At 55.0% G+C, this 22976-nt stretch carries 22 protein-coding genes; 7 read left to right on the forward strand and 15 right to left on the reverse strand.

Features of this window, described 5'->3' with window-relative positions:
• Window positions 1-407: 407 nt before the first annotated feature.
• Complete coding sequence (locus KDW95_RS05325; protein ID WP_255855243.1) at window positions 408-1262, reverse strand: LysR family transcriptional regulator; 855 nt, start codon at window positions 1260-1262, stop codon at window positions 408-410.
• A 133-nt stretch (window positions 1263-1395) separates the two neighbouring features.
• On the opposite strand from KDW95_RS05325, the gene KDW95_RS05330 reads away from it, so the two are divergent.
• Entirely contained in the window at window positions 1396-2079 is a 684-nt protein-coding gene (locus tag KDW95_RS05330; protein WP_255855244.1) for an FMN-dependent NADH-azoreductase, read from the forward strand.
• Window positions 2073-2549, forward strand: a complete 477-nt coding sequence (locus tag KDW95_RS05335; RefSeq protein WP_255855245.1) for a nucleoside deaminase — start codon at window positions 2073-2075, stop codon at window positions 2547-2549. Before KDW95_RS05330 ends, KDW95_RS05335 begins: the two co-directional genes overlap by 7 nt.
• 634 nt (window positions 2550-3183) lie before the next feature.
• On the opposite strand, the gene KDW95_RS05340 is transcribed toward KDW95_RS05335, so the two are convergent.
• From KDW95_RS05340 to KDW95_RS05365, 6 genes are all read right to left on the reverse strand, one after another.
• Window positions 3184-3522, reverse strand: a complete 339-nt coding sequence (locus KDW95_RS05340) for a hypothetical protein (RefSeq protein ID WP_255855246.1) — start codon at window positions 3520-3522, stop codon at window positions 3184-3186.
• Between the two features lie 73 nt (window positions 3523-3595).
• On the reverse strand, window positions 3596-3988 hold the full coding sequence (locus tag KDW95_RS05345) for a hypothetical protein (protein WP_255855247.1): 393 nt from the start codon (window positions 3986-3988) through the stop codon (window positions 3596-3598).
• Window positions 3989-4069: 81 nt separating this feature from the next.
• On the reverse strand, window positions 4070-4684 hold the full coding sequence (locus KDW95_RS05350; RefSeq protein WP_255855248.1) for an AbiU2 domain-containing protein: 615 nt from the start codon (window positions 4682-4684) through the stop codon (window positions 4070-4072).
• A 95-nt stretch (window positions 4685-4779) separates the two neighbouring features.
• On the reverse strand, window positions 4780-5841 hold the full coding sequence (locus KDW95_RS05355) for an ATP-binding protein (protein ID WP_255855249.1): 1062 nt from the start codon (window positions 5839-5841) through the stop codon (window positions 4780-4782).
• Window positions 5838-6620: a hypothetical protein gene (locus KDW95_RS05360; protein ID WP_255855250.1), complete on the reverse strand. Its 783-nt coding sequence runs from the start codon at window positions 6618-6620 to the stop codon at window positions 5838-5840. The genes KDW95_RS05355 and KDW95_RS05360 overlap by 4 nt, the downstream gene beginning before the upstream one ends.
• A gap of 1125 nt (window positions 6621-7745) precedes the next feature.
• Complete coding sequence (locus KDW95_RS05365) at window positions 7746-8852, reverse strand: alcohol dehydrogenase family protein (protein ID WP_255855251.1); 1107 nt, start codon at window positions 8850-8852, stop codon at window positions 7746-7748.
• Window positions 8853-9007: 155 nt separating this feature from the next.
• On the opposite strand from KDW95_RS05365, the gene KDW95_RS05370 reads away from it, so the two are divergent.
• The gene (locus KDW95_RS05370) at window positions 9008-9874 is read left to right on the forward strand and encodes a LysR family transcriptional regulator (RefSeq protein WP_255855252.1); all 867 of its coding nucleotides are present in this window, start codon (window positions 9008-9010) and stop codon (window positions 9872-9874) included.
• A 220-nt stretch (window positions 9875-10094) separates the two neighbouring features.
• Here the strand turns inward: KDW95_RS05370 and KDW95_RS05375 are convergent, their stop codons facing one another.
• Window positions 10095-11018: a LysR substrate-binding domain-containing protein gene (locus KDW95_RS05375; RefSeq protein WP_255855253.1), complete on the reverse strand. Its 924-nt coding sequence runs from the start codon at window positions 11016-11018 to the stop codon at window positions 10095-10097.
• Window positions 11019-11115: 97 nt separating this feature from the next.
• Here KDW95_RS05375 and KDW95_RS05380 point away from each other — a divergent pair, with 97 nt between their 5' ends.
• The 3 genes from KDW95_RS05380 to KDW95_RS05390 all read left to right on the forward strand — a co-directional run bounded on the left by KDW95_RS05380 (window position 11116) and on the right by KDW95_RS05390 (window position 13544).
• Window positions 11116-11820: an SDR family oxidoreductase gene (locus KDW95_RS05380; protein WP_255855254.1), complete on the forward strand. Its 705-nt coding sequence runs from the start codon at window positions 11116-11118 to the stop codon at window positions 11818-11820.
• A 101-nt stretch (window positions 11821-11921) separates the two neighbouring features.
• On the forward strand, window positions 11922-12488 hold the full coding sequence (locus tag KDW95_RS05385) for a pyridoxamine 5'-phosphate oxidase family protein (RefSeq protein ID WP_255855255.1): 567 nt from the start codon (window positions 11922-11924) through the stop codon (window positions 12486-12488).
• 105 nt (window positions 12489-12593) lie between these two features.
• Window positions 12594-13544, forward strand: a complete 951-nt coding sequence (locus tag KDW95_RS05390) for a DMT family transporter (RefSeq protein ID WP_255855256.1) — start codon at window positions 12594-12596, stop codon at window positions 13542-13544.
• Window positions 13545-13573: 29 nt separating this feature from the next.
• On the opposite strand, the gene KDW95_RS05395 is transcribed toward KDW95_RS05390, so the two are convergent.
• The 6 genes from KDW95_RS05395 to KDW95_RS05420 all read right to left on the reverse strand — a co-directional run bounded on the left by KDW95_RS05395 (window position 13574) and on the right by KDW95_RS05420 (window position 19887).
• Window positions 13574-14974: an ABC transporter ATP-binding protein gene (locus tag KDW95_RS05395; protein WP_255855257.1), complete on the reverse strand. Its 1401-nt coding sequence runs from the start codon at window positions 14972-14974 to the stop codon at window positions 13574-13576.
• A complete protein-coding gene (locus KDW95_RS05400) occupies window positions 14971-15804 on the reverse strand; it encodes an ABC transporter permease (protein ID WP_255855258.1) in 834 nt (277 codons plus the stop codon). The genes KDW95_RS05395 and KDW95_RS05400 overlap by 4 nt, the downstream gene beginning before the upstream one ends.
• The gene (locus KDW95_RS05405) at window positions 15804-16739 is read right to left on the reverse strand and encodes an ABC transporter permease (RefSeq protein ID WP_255855259.1); all 936 of its coding nucleotides are present in this window, start codon (window positions 16737-16739) and stop codon (window positions 15804-15806) included. Before KDW95_RS05405 ends, KDW95_RS05400 begins: the two co-directional genes overlap by 1 nt.
• The gene (locus KDW95_RS05410; RefSeq protein ID WP_255855260.1) at window positions 16736-18253 is read right to left on the reverse strand and encodes an ABC transporter substrate-binding protein; all 1518 of its coding nucleotides are present in this window, start codon (window positions 18251-18253) and stop codon (window positions 16736-16738) included. Before KDW95_RS05410 ends, KDW95_RS05405 begins: the two co-directional genes overlap by 4 nt.
• Before the next feature lie 405 nt (window positions 18254-18658).
• Window positions 18659-19390, reverse strand: coding sequence for a siderophore-interacting protein (locus KDW95_RS05415; RefSeq protein WP_255855261.1), 732 nt, complete (start codon window positions 19388-19390; stop codon window positions 18659-18661).
• A gap of 56 nt (window positions 19391-19446) precedes the next feature.
• A complete protein-coding gene (locus KDW95_RS05420) occupies window positions 19447-19887 on the reverse strand; it encodes a MarR family winged helix-turn-helix transcriptional regulator (protein WP_255855262.1) in 441 nt (146 codons plus the stop codon).
• 637 nt (window positions 19888-20524) lie between these two features.
• Between KDW95_RS05420 and KDW95_RS05425 the strand changes: the two genes are divergently transcribed.
• Window positions 20525-21181: an NAD(P)H-dependent oxidoreductase gene (locus KDW95_RS05425; RefSeq protein WP_255855263.1), complete on the forward strand. Its 657-nt coding sequence runs from the start codon at window positions 20525-20527 to the stop codon at window positions 21179-21181.
• 155 nt (window positions 21182-21336) lie between these two features.
• On the opposite strand, the gene KDW95_RS05430 is transcribed toward KDW95_RS05425, so the two are convergent.
• Window positions 21337-22911 (reverse strand): alkaline phosphatase family protein, encoded by a 1575-nt coding sequence (locus tag KDW95_RS05430; protein WP_255855264.1) that lies wholly within the window; start codon window positions 22909-22911, stop codon window positions 21337-21339.
• Between the last annotated feature and the right edge of the window lie 65 nt (window positions 22912-22976).

The following is a 22976-nucleotide window of genomic DNA, read 5'->3' on the forward strand; positions in this document are numbered from 1 at the left end:
CACAACCGGGTTGCGCTCGACGTACCGTACAGTTGCCAGCAGGTAATGCTCGTCCATGACGAACGAATGAAACCGCTCCTGCCACAAGTTGCCCCGTCAGCCCTGCTTATATTTACATGACGTGTATAACGCCGGTGCCCGTCACCCCGGCAGAGCCGGGGGCTTACATCGGATTAATTAGGTATACTGTCCCCGGAATTTGAGGTGAGTGCTTCATCTTGGTAGGTTGGGATTTAACGTGCTCTTTCTTTTTTCATCGGAGTTGCTTGTCTTGCCATGGGACACCTCGGTCAGTTTACTACCTTAACGGTGTGTCCACCGCTACTTGGCAAGATCAATATCCGGGTTAATGCGAAAGTAACTTGTTAATGGTGAAGTTGAGTAGGCTTTGTCTTGATTGCTGGGTTTTATCTCTCATTAATTAACTTTTCTAACCACTCTATAAACATAAAGTTATGTCGAGAAAGATGTTTTTCTTTATTTTCTATGTAGTAACAGAACTCAGAATTGATGGCTTCGGTGTTCAACTCGGTTAACACGCCTGCTTTTAAATACCCTTGCGTAAGCGTTCTCGAACAGAATACATAGGCGTTTTCTAGAAAAGATTGTTGAATACCAAACAACTCTTGATCAAAATATCTAACTTTAATTTTCTTGTTTTTTAAACCGTTGAGTTGCAGCCATGCTTTCAATGGCACCTTTGGTAAGGTGTTATTTTTCCAATCGGTGGTGTAAATAGTTATTTGCTCTGCCTGGTTAAATTGTGTAGCAGTGTGAGTCGCGCAAAATAGATTAAATTGTTCGATTTTTATAACATCAACGCTTGATTGCTTGTCAATTTCACCGAGCCGAATGGGTAGAATGAATTTGTTTGCTTCAATGCTCTCACCGCTTATGATATTCACGTTACTCTCAGGATATTTATTATAAAATTCTTGAAGAGCGGGAATTAGCACTAAAGCGGCAAATGACGACGTGGTTGCGACGTTAATTTGTTTCTCTTTTACAGCAATTTTTTCGATAGCCGTTTCAATAGTTTGAAAACCTTGACTGGTAGCGACTGACAGTTCTTTTCCAAGTTCAGTGAGTGCCACATTTCTTGCTGTACGCACGAATAAGGTAACGTCTAATCGCTGCTCAAGTTTATTAATGTGATGAGAAACAGCTGTTGGTGAAATGGATAATTCAGCGGCTGCTGCCTTAAAACTCCCTAGCCTGGCAGCTGATTCGAACGCTTTGAGTGCGGGTAAAGAAACTTGCATGACTTCTTCTCATTTAGCTGTGAAAATAAAAATAGATGATTTTTAATCATCTGTAAATGTATTTTGCTCGTTTGTAATTAATCCCATAAAGCAGAACAATAGCAGTCAGATTTAACAAGCAGAGGTACCAAAAATGAGTGTTGTTTTACATGTGGATTCTAGTGTTAGATCGGTTTCAAACATAAACCCAGAACATGAGTCAATTTCTAAAAAACTAGCAAAGCAATTTATTTTAAAGCTTAAAAAGGAAGCTGATATTAATGAGTATATTTATCGTGATATCGGTGTAAAACCTCCTCAGCTTATTACTCAAGATTGGATAGGCGCAGTATTTACACCTGAGTTGAAAAGAACCATTCAGCAACAGCATATTCTGGCGCAGTCAGATGAGTTAATTGCCGAGGTCGAAAAATCTAATCTCATCGTTATTTCATCACCAATGTATAACTACGGGATGCCTTCACAGTTAAAAGCTTGGTTTGATCAAATCATACGCATCAACAAAACCTTTGATTTTAATTTGGCGCGTGGCGATAAACCTTTGGCTCCTATATTCTCAGGAAAAAAATTAGTTATTATTACTTCAAGTGGTGAGTTTGGCTTTGGAAAAGGCGAGATAAACGAAGAATCTAATCATTTAGTTCCGCATTTACGTACATTGAGCAAATACTTAGGCGTGACAGAAATTTACGAAATAGCTTCAGAATATCAAGAGTTTTCAGATCATAGACATGAACAATCATTGCAGGTAGCCGAGTCTAAAGCCAATGAAATCGCTTCTGTGCTGGCTAAAAACCTGAGGTTTAAAACATGTTAGATAAAAAGAAAATTACGTATTTTTCTAAACAAACAATAGGGCTAGCTCAGCAACAAGTAGACATGGGTGGCTTACCTTTTTCATCTATCATTGTTAACCAGAATGGTGACTGTATTGGTGAAGGGGTAAATCAAGTTTACGAGTCAAATGACTGTACGGCCCATGCTGAAATTCAAGCGATTAGAGCTGCTTGTGAAACGTTAGGACGCACCGACCTTACGGGCTCAACCTTATTCGCTTCTGGAGAACCTTGCGGCTTATGTTATATGGCGATACGCCTAGCCAAAATCAGTCAAGTGGTGATTTTGCTAGATAGAGATGAAGTGAAAAATCTCGGATTTGATTATCTGTGGACGTATCAATCTCAACATGGAATAACACCTAGATTTAAAGTTAAGAATCTATCAAATGAGTTTAGGTTTGCTCCATTTATACAGTGTCAACAAGGCTTAAACACCATCGGGTTATGACTAAAAAACCGAGTTAACAGAGGCCGTATTTTTTATGCCACCTATAAGGGCAATGATGTTCGGATAAGGCTTTCCACCTCCCGAGGGCGTTAATAAAATCCGGTATTCTTCATTGGATAGCGGATTTTTTGCGCCTATTCAGCAGACACTACTTGATATTGACGAACTGCACTCGTTCACCGACCTCAGAACCTTCGCCCAGCACATCCCTGTCGGCTGTTCCGGGAACAGTATACGCGGGTACATAGGGTCAGGTCTTGCTTTTTGCTCGTCCGATGAGAAACTGGAGCAAAAGACAAGACCTGACCCCGTTCACTACAATTGAGGTGATTTCTCGGCAATATTGCCGACTACCTGCTCAGCAGTTCTACCCCTACTCATTTCTTTATCTAAATCGGCTAATGTCTCTACATAAAAAAGAGGAGAGATATTTGGTATATAGAATTGATCAAACCAAACAGATTCGTCGATGCTCAATGATTGTAAGAACGATTTATCGAAGAGTGTAATAGGTCCCATCGTGCCTCTCAGTGGCTAACGCCCGCTTAACAGGCGCATAAAAGCTTGGCTAAAATTAGGAACGAAGTGACGCAAGCCAAGCTTTTTGCGTCCTTTGTTGAAGCGTTTGTTAGGTTTAAGACCAGATTAGATCACCGTAACCCCATATAATTGTGCCAACAACCAATAATATATGAGCTGCAAACGAAACATTGCGTCTTGGTTTGGTTGGTTTTGCTTTAAGAGGGATAGACATAGTTATTTTTGATTGCATAAATTGAGCTCGTTGGATGTCTTCGTATATATGTGAAGATATCTTAAACTCAACAAATGCAGCCAAAAGAACAACTACAGAACCCGAACGAGCAAACCAATTATAATCTGTTGAATAGTAATCAGCGATTAAAGAGATAACAGCAACTAATATAGCGACTCCGATTAGACTCCATTCAATTTGATATTCCCGATGCTTCATATATGAGGAAACCTAACGCCTGTAACACTTGACCGGAAAAGCGTAGCTTTTTTGGGTCAAGTGCTTACTATGGTTATGGATTGTTTTTAGCTTCGTTTTTCAAAATTTTATCTTTTGGCCTTTGAACTAGTAAATACCATAGATTGAATCCCAATAACATTAAAAAACCACCGAAGTATAAAAAAGTCTTCGCATCAGAATTAAGCTCCTTGATCTGCAGATTTCTTTCTTTTAGTTCGGCAATTCTAATCTCAATTTCAACTTGCTTTTCTATGGTATATGTTGATTTAATTTCTTCTGGATTTTTAGATTTATAGAACCCTACTTCTGCGTTTAGCTTGGCTATCTCAACACTCTGCTCCCTCAATAAGGGTTCAACATAAAAGAATGAAAACAATGTCAGCACAAGGCCACTAAGAGCGATAAATTTATACAAATTATCAACTGGCAAATTATCTATATTCATACTTATATACCATAACGCCCGCCATAAGCGGCCGAGTGAAACGAGGTCCGGCGCACGAAGTGCGCGAACTTAATGGCTTGGTTATGCATTTGCATTTAACCGTGCCTCACGACCTGCTTTTAGGTTTTTAAAAAGCTTGGAAATATCTCTTTCCGTGGATTTTTGATCGAATGTTAGCTCCGGCGCAGGGCCATCTAAAAAATTACCTGCTCCCACCAATATCTCGCGAGCAATTTCCACGGCAGCACTTATTTCGTTTGGCGTTATACTAACCATTGCAAAGGCTTCATCCTCTTTGACCGAGGCGCTCGTATGGGCGAAGACATTATGTCGAATTTTCATTATCTTTTTCCATGTCTCCGCGCAGTCGCTATATCTCTCATTTAGTCTTTCAATTTCTTTCGTGTCTGCTGCGTCGTTAGCACCTAAAGCGTCGAGTAATGTTTTTGCGTTTAGAGCGTTATTTTGCGAATCAGAAAACTTAGCTAAGCCCAGAACTGTGGTAACAAAGGTTGACTGTCTGACCCCATTGAAAAAGGGGATGTAAATTCCAAGTTGGGTTTCATAGTCCTGGTGCGTTTGTGGCGATATAAGATAGCGCCAAATTTGCTCTGCACTCATCGTTTCGGCAATAACTAGAGAAAGAGCCTTATAAATCTCTCTTGTTTCCAATTTGGGCTTTTTACTTTTCGTCATAGCTGGACGTTCCCTATGCATAACGCTGCCAACACAGGCCGAGCGACAGCGAGGTCCAGCCCGCGCCTTTTAGCGGGCGATTGTGCTTGGCCTTGTTATACCCCATTTGCTGGTATGGTGAAGCTGAATATGTTTTCAGCCATGCTCATTTTTTCGATGTCATATCCCAACGATGTACTAGTTACATTTATTGTGAATCCATGCGCATTCGCTACGTGATTTGCAACATGTAATCCTATCCCAGCACCATCATGATGTAATCGGCTGGCATATTTTCCACGGTAACCTTTTTCAAATATCTTTAACTTCTCTTGTTCGTTAATGATCGGGCCAATGGAGCTAACTTTTACATCCACACCATTTGAGTCATCGTTAATTTCAATTTCAATTTCTCGAGTTCTAGAATATTTTAAGGCATTGTGAATTAATGTTAGAGGTATTATTGTGAATGACTCATGAACATAAACCTCTTTAAATGAATTGCCTGAAAGTAAAAATTTCTTGTTGTATTTTTTTCCTTCAGAGAAATATATTATCGACTGCACCTTGTCAAAAATCTTGTAAATATTTGTTTTGACTGATCTTCCGTACGATGCGCTTTCAGGATTGAAAAAAACATCTATCATCTTAATGGAATCGACAAGCATTTTAGACGACTGGTATATAGCTTTTAGTTCGCCGCTAGATTTTTCAAACTTTTCCTTAAAGTCAGTACCGTCGACATTGCTTATTAATTTCTCTGAATTTATTCTTATCTGCTCAGCCCACTTTACAGGATCATGAAAATGATGAAGTGTTTCAGACTTTTCTTTAAGTGATTCCTTCTCGAAAGACTCGTTAAGAATAGACACCCTGGATATCCATTTATTAAATATTTCAAGGGAAAAATTAACACCTTTAAAGCGTTTTGATTTGTTCTTGTTATCTATTCCTATAACAACCAATGATGCTTCACCAAGAGTTATTGAATGCGACTCCAAGCCTTTCGAGCAATGAAATGGTGATTCTTTAGAAGAAAGGCACTCTTTTGACGAGCATTCCTTACACGCCTGTGGAGCCGTATATTTATCTCCTTCAATAAATTTACCATTAACCAACATTGGCCATGGTTTGGAAAATAATTCAGATTCTAAGATCTCACATAAATACTTGCTCATAATAATCCCTTAAGCGCGCGGCACTTCTCTGCCAAGCGATGTGCATCAACTTTATGCGATGTTCTTGATGTTTTTTTGATTAGATTTTCGTCGTTAAGAGAGCCGTTCAAGAAACAGGTAATTGCCTTGATGATTTTTTTGTTCTGACTATGAGATAGAAAGCTTTCAGCGAGCATTTTATCAATGTCTTTGGCAATATTTACAGGGGAAAAGTTCTTTTCTAGCAAATCAGTTATTAAGTTTTCACAATCTTGTTCAGCAATTGGAGTTCTAGATTGCTCATCGCACATCATAAAAAACTCGGTTAATGTGGGGTCAAATCTTTTGGAAGACACGCCGACAATGACAACTTCTTTAAACTCAGCTCTTACCCTTTTTATAAGTTCAAACCCTCCTCTCTGAGGATCTTCCTTTACAACATTGGTCACATCCATAAAGATCAAATCATAATTTTTTATGAACGAGTAATCAGTCAGACTGACTTCTTCATATGTCGTCAAATCAAATCCCCGTTTTCTCAGATAGTCGACAGGGTAGTTCTCTGGCTGATCATCTATAACAGCTATTTTTCTACGCTTTAAATACTCTTGACTTTCAATGCGAGATCTATTTTTTATGTAGCTCAATAGATTGCTGTAATCATTTGCATTATCTGATAGCGTCTTTACCCACTTAGAAATGGAGTATATTCCGCCGCCAACTGTAAACAAGCCAAGCACCACTGTGAAAAAGTTTGCTAGCCACCCAGAACCATTCCAGAAGGCAATAAATTGAGACATTACTTGTCACACTCCATATTTTTGAATTTCTGCTTTGGCACCACTGGTATAACAGCCTGTTAATGAGGCCTTCGGCCTCATAATAATTATTAGAAGGTATACCTTTTTATTTTTCCCATCAACCCAAGCATGGCGGTATCACATTGAATTCCATATAAAAACCACCATCTTAAAAACCCTATTGAATTGCAAAAAGGTATTTCACCTCGACATCAATCCTGCAAAGGGCCGTCCGAAAGGTACCAGTCCAGGCTTTCTGAACACTTCAAGGACGAGGTATCGGCAATGCTTGCAGGCTGACTGGGGATACTGGCCTGCGAGGCCGTTTGCACTGCATACGATCCTGCACTTGATACCTCACCATGCTGCCCTGCTCTGCTCTTTTCCTCTGAACGGGCTGAACGGGCTGAAAACCACGCTACCGCCCCCGCTTCACCGACGACGGTATGCCTCCTGCAATGCAGGCAGCGCCAGGAAGAACGGAGGGATTGAGATTGGGGAGGGAAAGTTCACCCAGCCTGGCTTCCGTTGCTCAGCTGACGATTTGCAAATTTGACGATCTAAATCAGGCACCTGTACTCCGTGGTGCTCGAAGCATCATGCCCAAAGCAGGGGCAAGGGGCAAGGTATAAGGGCCAAGGTTCAAGCTAAAAGTGGCAAGGTGAAAAAGATTGGTGATTGGTGATTGGTGATTCATCATGGCGGCGTGCAAGTCAGCACCACCGGGATAACAGAGCGGCTTACATTCCCCCTCAGCAGCCGACGAGCACCGGGATTATGTTCCGATTAGACCCGAAGGGGCGAGGAATGGATGCCGACCCGCGGATTAGGATGCCCCGCTCTTCACCTTGATGGCAGTGCGTCCGGAGCCGAGTTCCGGCGCGCAACCGCTAAAGGCTTCGTCGCGGGGCGCGACTCCTACGGGCACCGCAGGCTTTAGCGGGGAATCAAGCTGCAAGGGTACAATTCCCACCTCCGGGATAACAGAACAGCTCCTATACCCCAGTCAGCGCAGAAAATTACTACTGCATTTGCGAACTATCGGCGGATACCCTCCGGCCATCCCTGGCCATCCACCCGCACGCTCCACGGTTATTCGGGGGACTGATCCCCCAGGAACAAGCGCTAGTCCACAGCCGGCGGCACCAGCACCAGCTTGCCGGTGAAGGTTTTGGCCATGAAGGCCTCCTGCGCGGCGACGATCTGCTCCAGCGGATAGCTTTTGGCCACCAGCGGGCGGATCTCGCCACGTTCGATGTAACCGATCAGGTTTTCGAACACCTTTTTGGGCTGCCAGGTGCAGCCCAGGAAGGTCAGGTCCTTCAGGTAAAGCGTGCGTACATCCAGTTCAACCAGCGGCCCGGCGATGGCGCCGGACACCGCGTAGCGTCCGCCGCGGCGCAGCACGTCACACAGCTGTGGCCACTGCGGGCCGGCCACCAGATCCACCACCACATCCACGCTGTCCGCACCCAGCGCTGTCACCAGGTTATCGCCCCGGGCGATGACTTCATCCGCGCCCAGCGCCAGCACGTCATCGCGCTTTTGCGCACCACAGACCGCTATCACGTAGGCACCGCGACGCCTGGCCAGCTGTACCGCCGCAGAGCCCACCCCGCCGGATGCACCGGTAATCAGCACCCGCTCGCCAGCCTGCAGCTGCGCCCGCTCCAGCATGCCCTCGGCCGTGGAGTAGGCGCAGGGAAAGGATGCCAGCTCGATATCGCCAAGATCACTGTTGACTGCAAAGGCTTCGCTGGACCTGGCAATCGCATACTGGGCGAAGCCACCATCGAATTCCGAGCCATAGGTCACACACTGGTAGTCCTCCTGTGTATCAGGCGCTGACTGCATGGTGCGCACCAGTACGCGCTGGCCCACACGTGCAGCATCCACCTGGCTCCCCACCGCCACGATCTCGCCACAGCAGTCGGCGCCCTGAATCCTTGGAAATTCGAGCGGTACACCGGCCCAGCCGCCGTCATCATCGCGCACGGTATCAAAGCCCTGGGCCGCGCCCTGGTCGGTAGCCCCGCTCACGCCCTTGGAATACCAGCCGATCCGGGTGTTGATATCGGTGTTGTTGATGCCGGCGGCGCCCACGCGGATCAGCACCTCGCCGGCGCCCGGTTGCGGCACCGCAAGGTCCTGGCGGTACTGCAGCTTGTCCAGCCCGCCATGGCCTGTCAGTTGTACGCCTGTCATAAACTTGGGAACTGGGGTGTCGTTCATGTCTTCTCTGCCGTTGGTTCATCTTGCCGACCACCTTAAAAAACCGGCATACTTCAGTCAAACGAATACTTAAAAACAACCAATTCACTATTTCTGAATAACACGACAGCCGGCTTTGCATCCCGCACGCCGCCTGCCCCGACCCCGGAGTCCCTGTGGAGCCATTACTCGACCTTGAACTGCTGCGCACCTTTTGCGAGGTCGTCAAAGCCGGCGAACTGAAGAAGGCCGCCGCCGCGGTTTTTCGCTCCCAGGCGGCGGTCAGCATGCAGATCAAGCGCCTGGAAGAACAGCTGGGCGCCCGCCTGCTGGAGCGCAGCAACCAGGGCATCCAGCTCACCCCCGCCGGCGAGACCCTGCTCGATTACAGCGAACAGTTTTTGCGCCTCAACGCCAGAACCCTGGCGGCGCTGAGCCTGGAGCAACTGAGCGGCAAAATGAGCTTTGGCATCCCCACCGATTACGCCCAGGATTTCCTGCACTCGTTCATGCCGGCGCTGACCCAGGCGCTGCCGCAACTGGAGCCCCGCATCAGCTGCGCACGCAGCCGTAACCTGCGCCAGATGGTGGAACGGGGCGAGCTGGATGTGGCCATTGTCTCCGGCGAGCCGCAATTAACCCATGAAATGCTGCTCTGGACCGAACGCCTGATCTGGTCGGCACCGGTGGGCGTGCCGCTTGAACAGCAGGACAAGCTGCCCGTGGGCCTGTTCGAGGACAACTGTATTGTGCGCGATCTTTGTGTAGCGGATCTGAAGCGGGCGGGCCTTCCCTGGCAGGCGGTCTTCACCAGCCCGGTGATGGAAAACATTGCCGCAGCCGTGCATGCCGGCATGGCGGTATCACTGTTGCCGGAATCACTGCTGCGCAACATCCGTTCGCGCCCGCTGTCCGCAGATAAAGTGCACAGCAGCCACTTGCTGCACATTAACCTGATCTGGTCCCCGAGTATCGACCCGGCCGTGCTGGAGCGCCTGGCCGACTGCATGCGCCAGGCCGCCGCGCAGCTTAACCGCCAATAGCCCTGCCCGCTTTTGCCTTGCGCCTTGCACCTTGCACCTTGCACCTTGCACCTTGCACCTTGCACCTTGCACCTTGCACCTTGCACCTTGCGCCTTGCGCCTTGCACCTTGCACCTTGCACCTTGCACCTTGCACCTTGCACCTTGCGCCTTGCGCCTTGCACCTTGCACCTTGCACCTTGCACCTTGCACCTTGATGCTTGCGCCTTGCACCTTGCAGCTTACGGCTCGACCTCCCCCCGGGCCGCCGCCAGCAGCCAGTCGATGACCCTGGCGCAGTGGGATTGCGGCGCCACGGCGTCGGCGGTCAGGATGTAAAACCCCGCCTCGCTGTCGAGCCGGTACTGATCATCCAGCGCCTTTACCAGGACGCCGCGTTCAAGCGCAGCCTCGACGAAAGGCGACGGCACCAGCGCGACCCCCATGCCCTGCTCGGCCGCTTCAATCGCATGGCTGGTCTGGGAAAACACCGGCCCCGACAGTGCCGCCTCCGGGTTGGCGTAGATCTCGAACCAGCGTTTCCAGTTATTGTGGCTGTCGGAAATGAGCGGCAGTTCATGCAGCCTGGCAGGATCAAGCGCCGCCCGGCCTTCCAGCAGTGCTGGCGCACAGACTGCTATGGCGCTGCCGGGCAACAGGAAACAGGCGTGGCCCTGTTCAAAAGGCGGCGTACCCCAGCGCACCGTCATGTCCACATGGCCGCTGCCGCGCAGCGGCCGCACCGTCTCGCTGGCATCGATCATCACGGCAATATCCGGGTTGGCGCGGGCGAACAGCGGCAGGCGCGGAATCAGCCAGCGGCTTGCAAAGGTCGGGGTGGTGCTGAGCGTCAGGCGACCCGCCAGATCCCCGGAGTCCTGCTGGCGCAGTTCGCGTGTTGCCTCATCAATAATGCCCAGGGCCAGGCGCAGGCGGTTGATATAGTCCTTTCCCTGCCTGTTGGGGCTCAGCCCCCGGGGCAGGCGATCGAACAGCTGGCAGCCCAGTTCCTGCTCCAGTGCCCGTACCTGCTGTGCCACCGCGCCCTGGGTCAGGGACATTTCATCCGCCGCGGCACGAAAGCTGCCAAGGCGCGCAGTCGCTTCCAGCGCGATCAGGTGATTCAAGGTCGGCAAGAGCCCTCGGCGCGCACCCCATTTCTTCATGCTGTAATTTTCCTACTGCCTTAACGTCGAATCATGATTGGTTGCAGCTCTGCAAGTCAGGCTAAATAAGAAACACAGACCAGCCAGGGAGATCAAGATGTCACTGCACAAAGTAGCTATCGTAACAGCAGGCGGAAGCGGCATGGGTGCCGCATGCGCCCGAAAACTGGCAGAAGACGGCTATCGTGTCGCCATTCTTTCATCATCCGGCAAGGGCGAAGCCCTGGCGAAAGAACTCGGCGGCATCGGTGTGACCGGCTCGAACCAGTCCAACGACGACCTCAAGCGCCTGGTCGACACGGTGATCGCCCAGTGGGGCCGAATCGATGTGCTGGTCAACAGCGCCGGCCACGGCCCACGAGGCCCGGTACTGGAACTGAGCGATGACGACTGGCACACCGGCATGGATGTGTACTTTCTCAGCGCCGTGCGCCCCACCCGGCTGGTCACGCCCATCATGCTCGAGCAGGGCTCGGGCGTCATTATCAATATCTCGACCTTTGCCGCCTTCGAGCCGGATGCAGTCTTCCCGACCTCGGGCGTGTTCCGTGCAGGGCTGGCCGCCTTCACCAAGCTGTTCGCCGACAAGTATGCCGCCGACAACCTGCGCATGAACAACGTGCTGCCAGGCTTTATCGACAGCCTGGCGGAAAAAGCAGAGTTCCGCGATCGCATCCCGATGCAGCGCTACGGCAAGGCACAGGAGATTGCCGCGGTCGTCGCCTTTCTTGCCAGTGAGGGTGCAGGGTATATTACCGGCCAGAATCTGCGCGTGGACGGCGGCGTGACCCGCGCCGTTTAAAACGCAGGCAGGTGAGCACACTGTGTGATGTGCTCACCTGCTGTTGCCACCATCATGGGCCGACTGCATCCAGCCCCATTACATTTGACTTGGGAGTCCCCATGCTCGACGACCTATTCGCGAACATTTGGCAAAGCCTCGACAAGGCTCAGCCATCACCGTTCAAGCTGTTGCAGGCAGCGACCATCGGGCTGGACGGCACCCCCAAGGTACGCACAGTGGTGCTGCGTGAGGCGAGCCCTGAACAGCATCGCGTCACCTTCTTTACCGACAAGCGCTCGGCCAAGGCAGCCGAATTGCAGCGCAACCCCTGCATTGCACTGACCGGCTTTGATGCCGCCTTGCATGTGCAGCTGCGCCTTGAAGGCGTCGCTGCGCTCAACACCGATGATGCCGACATTGCGCGTTACTGGCAGGCCTGCCAGGCATACAACCGCGTACTCTACCAAAGCCCGGTTGCGCCTGGCACAGCCCTCAGCGCCCCGTCTGACATACAGATCAAGCAGGAAGAACACTGCGCCGCCTCTGAGGACGGCTACGAAAACTTCTGCGTGGTTCAGGTGTCCCTTGCTGCTGTGGAATGGCTCAGCTTGTCGCCAGAGGGGTATCAACGCGCCGCTTTCAAACGTGACGGGGCAACCTGGGCCGGCCACTGGATTGCCCCCTGACCCCCGTTTTGAAGCAATAGGGCCAGCAGCAATAGAGCCAAGAGCCCGTCCGGCTACGCTTGCAACCACGCCAACTGAACTTCTTATTTCACCCTGGAGCCTACATTGGACTCACGACTGCCCCTCGATACAAGGGCCACCGTTCTCATGCTGGTGTTTTGCCTGGTGCTGGGCATGCAGCAAATCACCATCAAGGCCACGGCCGACGATATCTCGCCGGTGCTGCAAATCGCCCTGCGCTCGGGCATCAGTGCCCTGCTGGTCGGGTTGTTCATGCAACTGCGAGGCACGCGGCTGACATTCTCGGATGGCAGCTGGAAGGCGGGGCTGCTGGCCGGCGCCCTCTTTGCCACCGAATACCTGCTGATGGGCGAAAGTCTGCGCCACACCAGTGCCTCCCATGTGGTGATCTTCATGTACACGGCACCGCTGTTCGCAGCGCTGGGGCTGCACTTCACGGTCGCATCCGAGCGCCTGGCGCCCCTGCAATGGCTCGGCATACTGCTGGCCTTTGGCGGCATTGCCATCGCTTTTCTTGGTTCCGCGACGCAGACAGACCAGCCGGATGTACTCTCCATGCTCTGGGGCGATACCCTGGCCCTGCTGGCAGGCGCCGCCTGGGGCATGACAACGGTGATTCTCAGAACCACCCGGCTGTCACGGCTGCCGGCCACCCACACCCTGATGTACCAGCTGGTCGTCGCATTTGTCGTGCTGATGATTTTTGCGATCTGGCAGGGTCAAACCACCTTTAACCCGACACCCGAGGTCTGGGCGAGCCTGGCGTTCCAGTCGGTGGTGGTGTCCTTCGCCAGCCTGCTGCTGTGGTTCTGGCTGCTGCAGCACTACCTGGCGTCCCGCCTGGGGGCCTTCTCCTTCCTGACGCCGCTGTTCGGGGCCGCATTTGGCGCCTGGTTGCTCAATGAACCGATTGAACCGCGCTTCCTGCTCGGCGCCCTGTTCGTGCTCACCGGCATCGTACTGGTCAGTGGCTACACCACGGTGCAACAGGCCCTTGCGTACCTGAAACACCGTGCCGGCCCGAAAACGACCTGAGCCGCTACGGGTAAGCGCCGGTGGCGCTGTCAGTGCTGCATCACACCACTGGCCGTAAACTGCAGGGTGCGGTCGGCAACCTTGCTGACCAGCTCGGCTTCATGGCTGACCAGCAGCAAGGCGCAGCCCCGATCCCGGGCCAGATCGGTCAGCAGCTTGATCGTCTGCTGCTGGGTCACCAGATCCAGGCGGGAGGTCGGTTCATCGGCAAACAGCAACACCGGATCAAGCAGCAGGATGCGCAGGATTGCCAGCCGTTGCAGCTCGCCACCCGACACTTCCTGCGGCCTGCGCTCCAGCAAGCCGCGCGAAAGTCCCAGCTGCGGCAGCAGCCGCTCCACTTCGGCCCAGTCCTTTTTATGCAACCGCACCAGATCCCTGAGGCTCTGGCCCAGGCTGCAATATGGAGCGAACGCGGCGGGCGGGTCCTGGTAGAGTTTCTGGTAGCGTAAGCGAGGCAAGGCTGCGTCGCGCCACACAGTGCCGGCATCCGGCTCCAGCAAGCCCAGGCAAATACTGCCCAGGGTACTCTTGCCGCAACCACTGGGGCCCACCACCGCCATCACCTCGCCCGCGTGAAGCTCGAAAGACAGATCCTGAAACAGAAGACGCTCGCCCCGCGCCTTGGCCAGCCCCTCCCCCTTGAGCACGGGCCGGCCGGCCTTGAGTGATGCCAGTGCGGGCCAGGCAGCGGGTTCCGCCGCCAGCAGGGCCTGGCCGTAGTCGCTGGCCGGCGCCCTGAGTATCTGCTCTGCCGGGCCTGACTCCAGCACCTCGCCATTGCGCACGATCATCACGTCACCGCCCAGTTGCCGCGCCACCGCGATGTCGTGAGTAATGGTCAGCAGGCCACCGCCCCCCTGCGCCACCTGTCTGAGCAGGCCGGTTACCTGGTCGCGGCTGGTCGCATCCAGCCCCTTGGTGGGCTCATCGGCAATAACGATATCGGCGCCGCCCGTGCTGGCCGCAGCAAAGGCCAGGCGTTGCATCATGCCGCCCGACAGCTGCCCCGGCAGCCAATGGATGGCATGGCCCAGTCCAAGCCGGGTGAGATCCTGTGCGGCCTGACGGCGGGCCTGCGCCCAGTCGGCGCCGGCCACATAGCGGTAGCCTTCTGCCACCTGCTCGCAGGCGGTCATGGTCGGGTCCAGCGCCAGCCAGGGTTCCTGCGGCAGCATGGCAAGCTGCCGGCCCCATAACCGGCGCCGGGCGGCGGCATCAAGCGCGGTGACTTCCTCGCCGCGCAGCCAGATCCGCCCGCGGGCCTGCAGTGCCGCCGGCAGATTGCCCATAATGGCCTGGGCAATCAGGCTCTTGCCCGAGCCGGTTTCCCCCAGCAGGGTCAGCGGTCGACCGGCCTTGAGGCTGAATGACAGCGGCCGCACGATGCCCGCCACAGCCAGCTGTTCCACTTTCAACAGTTCCATCATGGCTTGCGCCCTCCCGCCAGCAGATTAAGCGCCAGCACCAGCAGAAACACCGCCACGATGGGCTGCAACAGCACCCAGGGCGCATCATGGTAATAGGGCAGCAGTTCGGTCATCATCAGACCCAGCTCGGTCGTTGGCGGGCGCAACCCCACGCTGACAAACCCCAGGGCGGCAATGGCCAGGATCGCTGTCGCGGCGCCAAAGGCCCCCAGGGTCAGCACCACCGGCGCCAGCGCCGGCCACAGGTGACGGCGCAGGATGTAAGCGGGGCCAAAGCCGAGCAGCCGTGATGCTTCTATCTGCGGCGAGGCCATCAAACGCACAGTGGTCAGACGCACCACCCGGAAATATTCAATCCAGAGCACCAGGGCAATGCCCACATACAGGGCCCAGAAACTGCCGGGCGCGATCGCGACCAGCAGTAACACCAGCAGCAATCCCGGTAACGCCAGCAGGGTGTCGGCCAAGACGCCCAGGCTGCGATCAACCCAGCCGCCGCGCCAGCCGGCCAGCACTCCCAGCAGAACGCCGGGCACAGCGGCCGTGACGACCCCAAGCAAGGCAAGACCGAGGGAAAGCTGCACGGCCGAGGCCATGCGGGCCAGCATGCTGCGGCCCAGGTGATCCGTGCCCAGCGGCTCGGCCAGGCTCGGAGCCGCCAGGATCTGGCTCAGATTCTGGCGAGCCGGATCGAGCTCGCTTATCAGCGGCAGGCCAAAACCCAGTAGCGCCAACGCCAGCAACAGGCCGACACCCAGGCGCTGACGGGAATTCAAAAAGCGGCGCTCGACGGGGACAGCCGCCGGCGTGACCAGAGTGGCGGTTTGCATCAGGCTTCCCTCCTTCTTGGATCGATACGGTGGCACAGCAGATCCACCAGAGCATTCATCAGCACGAACATCAGCCCCAGTACCAGAGCGGTACCCTGAATCATGGGCACATCCCGCGCCACGATGGCGTGCACCAGGGCATGGCCGATGCCGGGCCAGGCGAACAGGGTTTCCACCACCACCACGCCTTCAATCAGGTACACCAGCTGCATGGCCTGGTGGGCCAGCACCGGCACCGCCACGTTGCGCAGGCCGTGACGGCTGAATACCCGCCGCTCGCTCAGCCCCTTGCTGCGGCCAAAGGCATAAAAAGCCGAACTGGCCACGCCCTGCATGGCGTTGCGGCTCACTCGGCACGCTACGGCGGCCAGCCCCAGGGCCAGGGTCAGTGCCGGCAGCAGCGTATGCGCCACCGTGCCGTGACCGGCAGCAGGCAACCAGCCCAGCTGAACGGCAAACAACATCACCAACACAATGCCAATCACGAATTGAGGCAGGGCCCGCAGCACGGTGGCCAACAGCAGGGTCAGCCGATCAATCCGGCCACCGGGCCGAAGCCCGGCCAGAATGCCGATGGGCGGGCCCAGTAACAGCGACAGCCCCACGGCGGCGACAGCCAGCTTGAAGGAATGACCCAGCTGATGGCGCAGCTCATCAAACACCGCCTCGCCGCTCACCAGGGAGTGACCCAGATCCAGGCGCAACAGATCCCAGATCCAGTAACCCAGTGCCTGCCAGGCGGGCAAGCCCAGCCCCAGCTCGACGCCAACCGCGGCGGCGGCGGCGGCATTCACATAGTCGTAACCGTAACGCCCGGCCGCGATGCGAAACGCCATGTCGCCGGGCAGTGCGTGGGTCAGGATAAAGGTCAGCACCCCGACCATCAGTGCCACCAGCACGGCCTGCATCAGCCGATAACTTAACACCGGAATCACTGGGTCCACCTCATGTCACTCACCCGATAACTGCGCTCGAACGGATCGATGCTAAAGCCGGCGACCGTATTGGATACAGCGGCGCTTTGCTGATACCAGGCGAGCGGGATCATCGGCAGTTGCCTGTGCAGCAAAAGGGCCGCTTCCTGGCGCAGCTCGACCGCAGCCTGAGGATCGGCTTCCCTCAGCAGTTGCTGCAGGATCTCGTCCAGGCGTGCCGAATGCCAGTTCATGGCACCCCAGTCGCCGCCCTGGGGACCGAAGTCCTGCAACAGGGTGCCCAGAGGATCAGGTACCAGCGCAAAGTTGCGTGCCACCAGGGCCAGCTGCAGGCTGCCATCACGATGGCCGGCCGGGATTTCACTGGCGTTACTGACATTTACCACCAGTTCAATCCCCAGTTCGTGCAGCTGCGCCTGGATAGCGGTGGCCAGCAGCGGCAGCTCGGGGCGGTCGGCGAACGTGGTCAGGGTCAGGGTAAAGGGCTCACCGTTACGGCTCAGCATGCCCTTGTCGTCTGCCTGCCAGCCAAGCCCGGCCAACAACGCCCTTGCCTGGTCCAGATCACGCTCGGAAGCGGATAGGTCTTGCAGGTGCCAGTCGCCCATTGCCGGCGGAAACAACTGACTGGCCGCCGCATCAGGGGTGCGCAGCAACGCTGCGGCCATGCCACGGCGATCCAGTGCCAGGCTCAGGGCCTGGCGCGCCTGGGGATCGGCCAAAAAGGGATGACCGGCATTAAGCTTGAGCGACAGGGTGCGGGAAATGGCCACCCCATGTACATCGAGCCTGCTGTCACGCTGCAGCCGTGCCTGGCTGGCCGGGTCCAGGGTAAAGACGATATCGGCATCGCCGCTTTGCGCCATCAAGGCCCGGGTTTCGCCGCGACCGGCCGCAAGGTAGCTGAGCTTCGCTATAGCAGGCGCCTCGCCCCAGTAATGGTTAAAAACGGTGGCTGTCAGCTTTTGTGGCATCTGCAGCTGCTCGACACGGTAAGGGCCGGTGCCAATCACCTGGGTGGCCTCCCCCGCCTCATTGTAGGAAGCGGGTGCCAGAATCTGGGTAGAGCTGTGAGCCAGCAGCGCCGGTAGCGGCGCAAAGGGACTGGCCAGGCGCACCACCACCTGGTTGCCCTGGGCCTCTATCCCCTCGACAGGCGCCACGGCCAGCATGCCCGGCTTGGCATGGGCCCGTTGCAACGCCCTGGCCACTGCCTCGGCGCCCAGCAGGCTGCCATCGTGAAAGTGCACATTCTGGCGCAGGGTAAAGCGCCAGCTCAGCTGGTCATCCGCCAGTGTCCAGCTTTCGGCCAGGCCGGGGCGGAGTTTGCCCTGATCGTTGACCTCAACCAGGGTTTCGCCAATCTGCAGCCGGGTATACACATAGCCGGCCTTGGCAGGATCGGTACTGCCGACCTCCCAGGGAGCCACGATGTCGAGTACACCGTCAGAAGCAAAAGCAGAAGCGGCGGCCAGCATGCTGGCGCCGACGAGGATTAAACGCAGTTTTATCATGACACGCGTTGCCTGGGTCAGAATGAAAGCGCGATGTTATAATATAACCATCAACGCAAAGTCAATCGCGGGCAACATCTGTCTGTCGGTTCTGACCAGGGCACTGCGCTCATCAGCACATCTGCGCGCAGTACCCGGGCAGGGTTAATGCCCTGTGCAACAAGGCCATCAAATGCACGCACTGAGAGCCGGGTTATCCCTTGCAGGCCCCTTACTGACAGTGGAGTGCTATCAGCTATCAGCCTGTTTGAGCACCTTGTGTGCTTCCTCGCCCAGCTTCCAGTAGCTGGAAATGTACAGGTTGCTCCGCTCGTCCGGTCAATGCGGGGTTGGGCACGCTGAACCTGGAATGGCCGCCTTACGGCTCAAGACACAGCCAGTAAAGCGACCTAGCGACGCTACCCGTCAGCCCGCTGCCTGTTTGAGCACCTTGTGTGCTTCTTCGCCCACCCCAAGCTTCCAGTAGCTGGAAATGTACAGGTTGCTCCGCTCGACTTCCGGTTGGGCTCGCAGGTGATCGCGCAGTCGACGCATGCTGGAAAACTCGCAGGCACACCAGACGCTCGGGCGTCCCTCAAGCCAGGGCAGCTGCTGCACCTGGTCGAGCAAGCTGTTGTCGGATGTTCCGGGATGGGGATTCAGCACCCAGTGGATGTCGATATTGTCGGGCGCGTCCAGTAACTGCTGATCGGCCTGATCCAGGATTTCGATAACGGCATAGCCCCTGGCGTCACGCGGCAGTTGCTCCAGGTTCACACTAAGGGCCGGCAATGCCGTCATGTCGCCTATGAGCAGAAACCAGTCAGCACTGTTATCCAACATCTTTTTGGGGCCGGGGCCGCCCACCAGGATACTGTCACCTGCCTGCGCCTGCTGTGCCCAGCGTGAGGCCGGGCCGGCATCCTGATGAACCACGAAATCAATATCAATTTCCCCCTCACGCTGCGCCCGTACCGTATAGGTGCGCATCACCGGACGAGCTTCACCCTGCGCTGGGAATACAAGTTTCACGTAGGCACTGGCCTGTTCGTCTGGAAACCCGGCCATGCCGCGACCACCCAATGTCAGGCGCAGCATGTTGGGAGTAATCTGTTGCTTGCGAAGCAGGGTCAGTTCGCGCGGTGCAGGTCGGGTCATGGGATCTCCATTGAAAGGCAGGGGGCGAAACGGCTTGTGCAGCGCCGCCGGGCTGTTCAGGGCTTGAGGTTGCCGGTCATGCTTTTGGCCAGGCGGATAAAGCTGTGCAGGTCGTCCTGACTCAGGCCCCTGGACAGGCGCAGGCTCGCATGCTGTTCCGCGTCCTGGATACGCCTGAGCATCGCCTCCCCCGCCGGAGTCAGGCGCAGGATCTGGCTGCGCCTGTCGTCGGGGTTGTCGTGCCTGTCGATCAGCTCTGCCGCCAGCAGGTCCTTCACCAGGCGCGCAATCTGCGCCTTGTCACGCTGCAGCCGGGCGACGATCTGCTGTGCGGTACAGGGAGACTCAGGCGATGCCTGGTGGGCACGAATCACCTTGAGGGAGCGGATATGGCCAATGCCAAAGTCAATGCCATGGGCCTGGTAGGACTGCTGCATCGCCCGCTTGTAGGCATGGAGCAGCTGATGCAGGGCTTCACCGATAGGACTGTCTGTCATGCTGGGCTCCGAAGAAGTAGTTGATAGAGTCAACCTTAATGATATTGGTTGACATTGTCAACCAATATCATTGGGTTTACCTACGTGGCACCTGATGCACGCCAGCCCTGACACCGGGGTGCACCTCGGACCCTGCCACTTACTGGGCACCTCGAAATACCTGCTGCGCGACTGCTAGGTTGCGTTGCGCGGTGCTGGTGCGCCAGCCCGGTAGGAATCCTCATCCATACCCCATACACTGCGCATCCGCGCATCCGCGCGCCCGCGCGCCCGCGCGCCTTGCGCCTTGCCTCTAAGCCCGCTCGTTACGGTTTATCGAGGTGCCCTTATTAACCTGGATGGCAAATAGGTTCCCCCCCTATTTGCCAGTCACCCTACAAAAACAGGCGCAAGTGCGTGGACGTGCTGGTTTTTGTAGGGTTCGCATTGGCCTGCGGCCAATGATGAAACATCCCTGTTTCATGTATTAACCCGCCGGGCTAACATTATCAAAAGAATCTAAAAAGACATTTATTGGTTTATGGCTTTTTGTTTTAAGTCCTCAAAATATAATGGCTCTCATTAAAACAATTACTCCGGAACACAGCGTTAAATAACCGTTATCTATCATCCCCCCATTTAAAAAGCAGGCTAAAACATGTCTTATCAAATCATAGAAGAACTGAACCGCAGATATACGACCAAAAAGTACGACGAAACCAGGCGGATAGCCCCGCAAGACCTGGAAGTCGCATTAGAAGCCCTGCGCCTTTCAGCCTCGTCCATAAATTCACAACCCTGGAAGTTTATCGTTATTGAAAGCGATGAAGCGAAACAGCGCCTGCATGATTCTTTCGCCAACAAGCACCAGTTTAACCAGCCGCATGCCAAAGAGGCGTCACACACGATCCTCTTTGCCTATGATCCACACTTCACTAAGGAGAAATACCGGAAACGAGTGGATGTCGAAGTTTCATCCGGCCACCTGCCGCCTGAACTGTACGACAGCATGCTCGGTGCCTACGCGTTTGCAGAGGCCAATACCGACAAGAACGGTTTCAACGGTCACTGGACAAAGGCACAGACGTACCTGGCGCTGGGAAATACGCTACACACCCTGGCCCGCCTGGGCATTGACTCAACGACCATGGAAGGTGTGGATCCTGAACTGATCGGTGAGCTTTTCAAGGAGGAACTCGATGGCTACGTATGTGAAGTCGCACTGGCCATGGGGTACTACAAAGAGGGTGAAGACTTCAACCACGGACGCCCCAAGGCCCGCATGCCGGCCGAAGACGTGATTGTCGTTCTGTAACGGGCGCTCGTTCCCGCAATGCCCCCGCATCCGCGACATGCCCGCCAGGGAGGAAATCCTGAAAATACGGCCGCAGTTTCCAGGGCCGGCACCAAGTGCCGACCGCTTTTGGAATAATGCGTGCGGATTACCCGGAAATAAGCGGGGTGGCCTCCTTACCAGAGCCCGAACAGGTAACCTCGCTTGTGGGCTGAACCCGTGCTCTGGGCGACCTGGCTGTTGCTGACCGTAATACGCATCTTGCGTTCGCGGAACCAGCGGTACAGAGCCTCAGCCAGCTCCTTGGCCACCTCGGCGTATTCCGGATCGTTCGAAAGATCGCGCAGCTCGCCAGGGTCCGCGGCCAGGTCAAATAGCTGTGGGCTGAAATGCTCGTAGTGAACATATTTCCAGCGGCCGTCGGTCACCATGAAGGCCCTGGCCTGATCCGTTTCCAGTCCCAGTTCGATACGGGCGGGACGCCAGGCAAAATCGGCTTCTGAAAAGGCATGGGTGCGCCACTGGACACTGGTCTCGCCCCGGGCCAGCGGCAGCAGCGAGCGGCCTTCCAGCACATGATCGAAGCCGCCGCCCCCGGCAGACTCGACAAAGGTCGGCACCAGGTCGATGGCTTCGACCAGCTGGTCGGAGCGAACCCCGCGGGTTGCATTCGCCTCTGGCCGCGGATCGACCAGAATCATCGGAATGCGTGCACTGGCATCGTGGAAAAGCTCTTTCTCGCCCAGCCAGTGATCGCCCAGGTAGTCGCCATGGTCGGATGTCAGTACGATCAGTGTATTGTCGAGCTCGCCTTGCTGTTCGAGGAACGCCATCAGTTTGCCAACATGGTCATCCAGCTGCGAGATAAGCCCCATGTAGGTCGGGATCACCCGTTCCCGGACCTCGTCCTGGGCAAAGGCGGTGGATTCGGGGTGGCCCATAAAGGCGCCCATCACCGGATGCGGCTGCGCTCGCTCCTCTTCGCTACGCACCACCGGCAGGATGTCGCCCTTGCCATACATCTGGTGATAGGGCGCGGGCGCCATGTATGGCCAGTGTGGCTTGATGTAGCTCAGATGCAGGCACCAGGGGCTGCCCTTGGCCTGTTCGATGAACTCCATGGCACGCCGGGTACTGTAGGCTGTTTCCGAGTCCTCTTCCCTGACCCTCGCAGCCAGATGACTGTTGCGCATGTACCAGCCGCTGACCACTTCGCCGTCGTCCCCCAGTGCGGAATTGGCGTAGTCGTGCCAGGGATTTTTGCCCTCGTACCCCTGGCTGCGCAGGTATTCGTTGTACTTCAGGTCCGGATTGACGGACTGATCCGGATGCAGGCCATCATCCCGCTCGAAGGGCTCGAAACCGCATTCGCTGGTCAGGACGCCACGGGAAGACTGCACATCGATTCCCAGGCGCTGCATGCCCTCCTCGTCCCGTCGCATATGCGTTTTGCCCACCAGCGCCACCCGGTAGCCTTCGGGTCTCAGGTAGTCGCCCAGGGTTCGCTCACCAATGCGCAACGGTACATTGTTGTAGCTGGCGCCGTGGCTTGATGCGTAGCGCCCGGTATAAAAGGACATGCGAGAGGGCCCGCACACGGGCGCCTGGCAGTACGCGCGGGTAAAATTGATTCCCCGCGCGGCCAGCGCATCGATATTGGGTGTCTGAATCGTGGGATGACCATTGCAGCCCAGGTAATCTGCCCGCAATTGGTCGGCCATGATAAACAAAATATTCGGTTTCTTAGCCATATAACAACCTTCCAGGAAACTCTCGCAACACCTGTGCAGATACTCAGCACCGGATTCAATGTTGG

This window comes from Marinobacterium rhizophilum, from assembly GCF_024397915.1.
Taxonomy (GTDB): Bacteria; Pseudomonadota; Gammaproteobacteria; order Pseudomonadales; family Balneatricaceae; genus Marinobacterium_A; species Marinobacterium_A rhizophilum_A.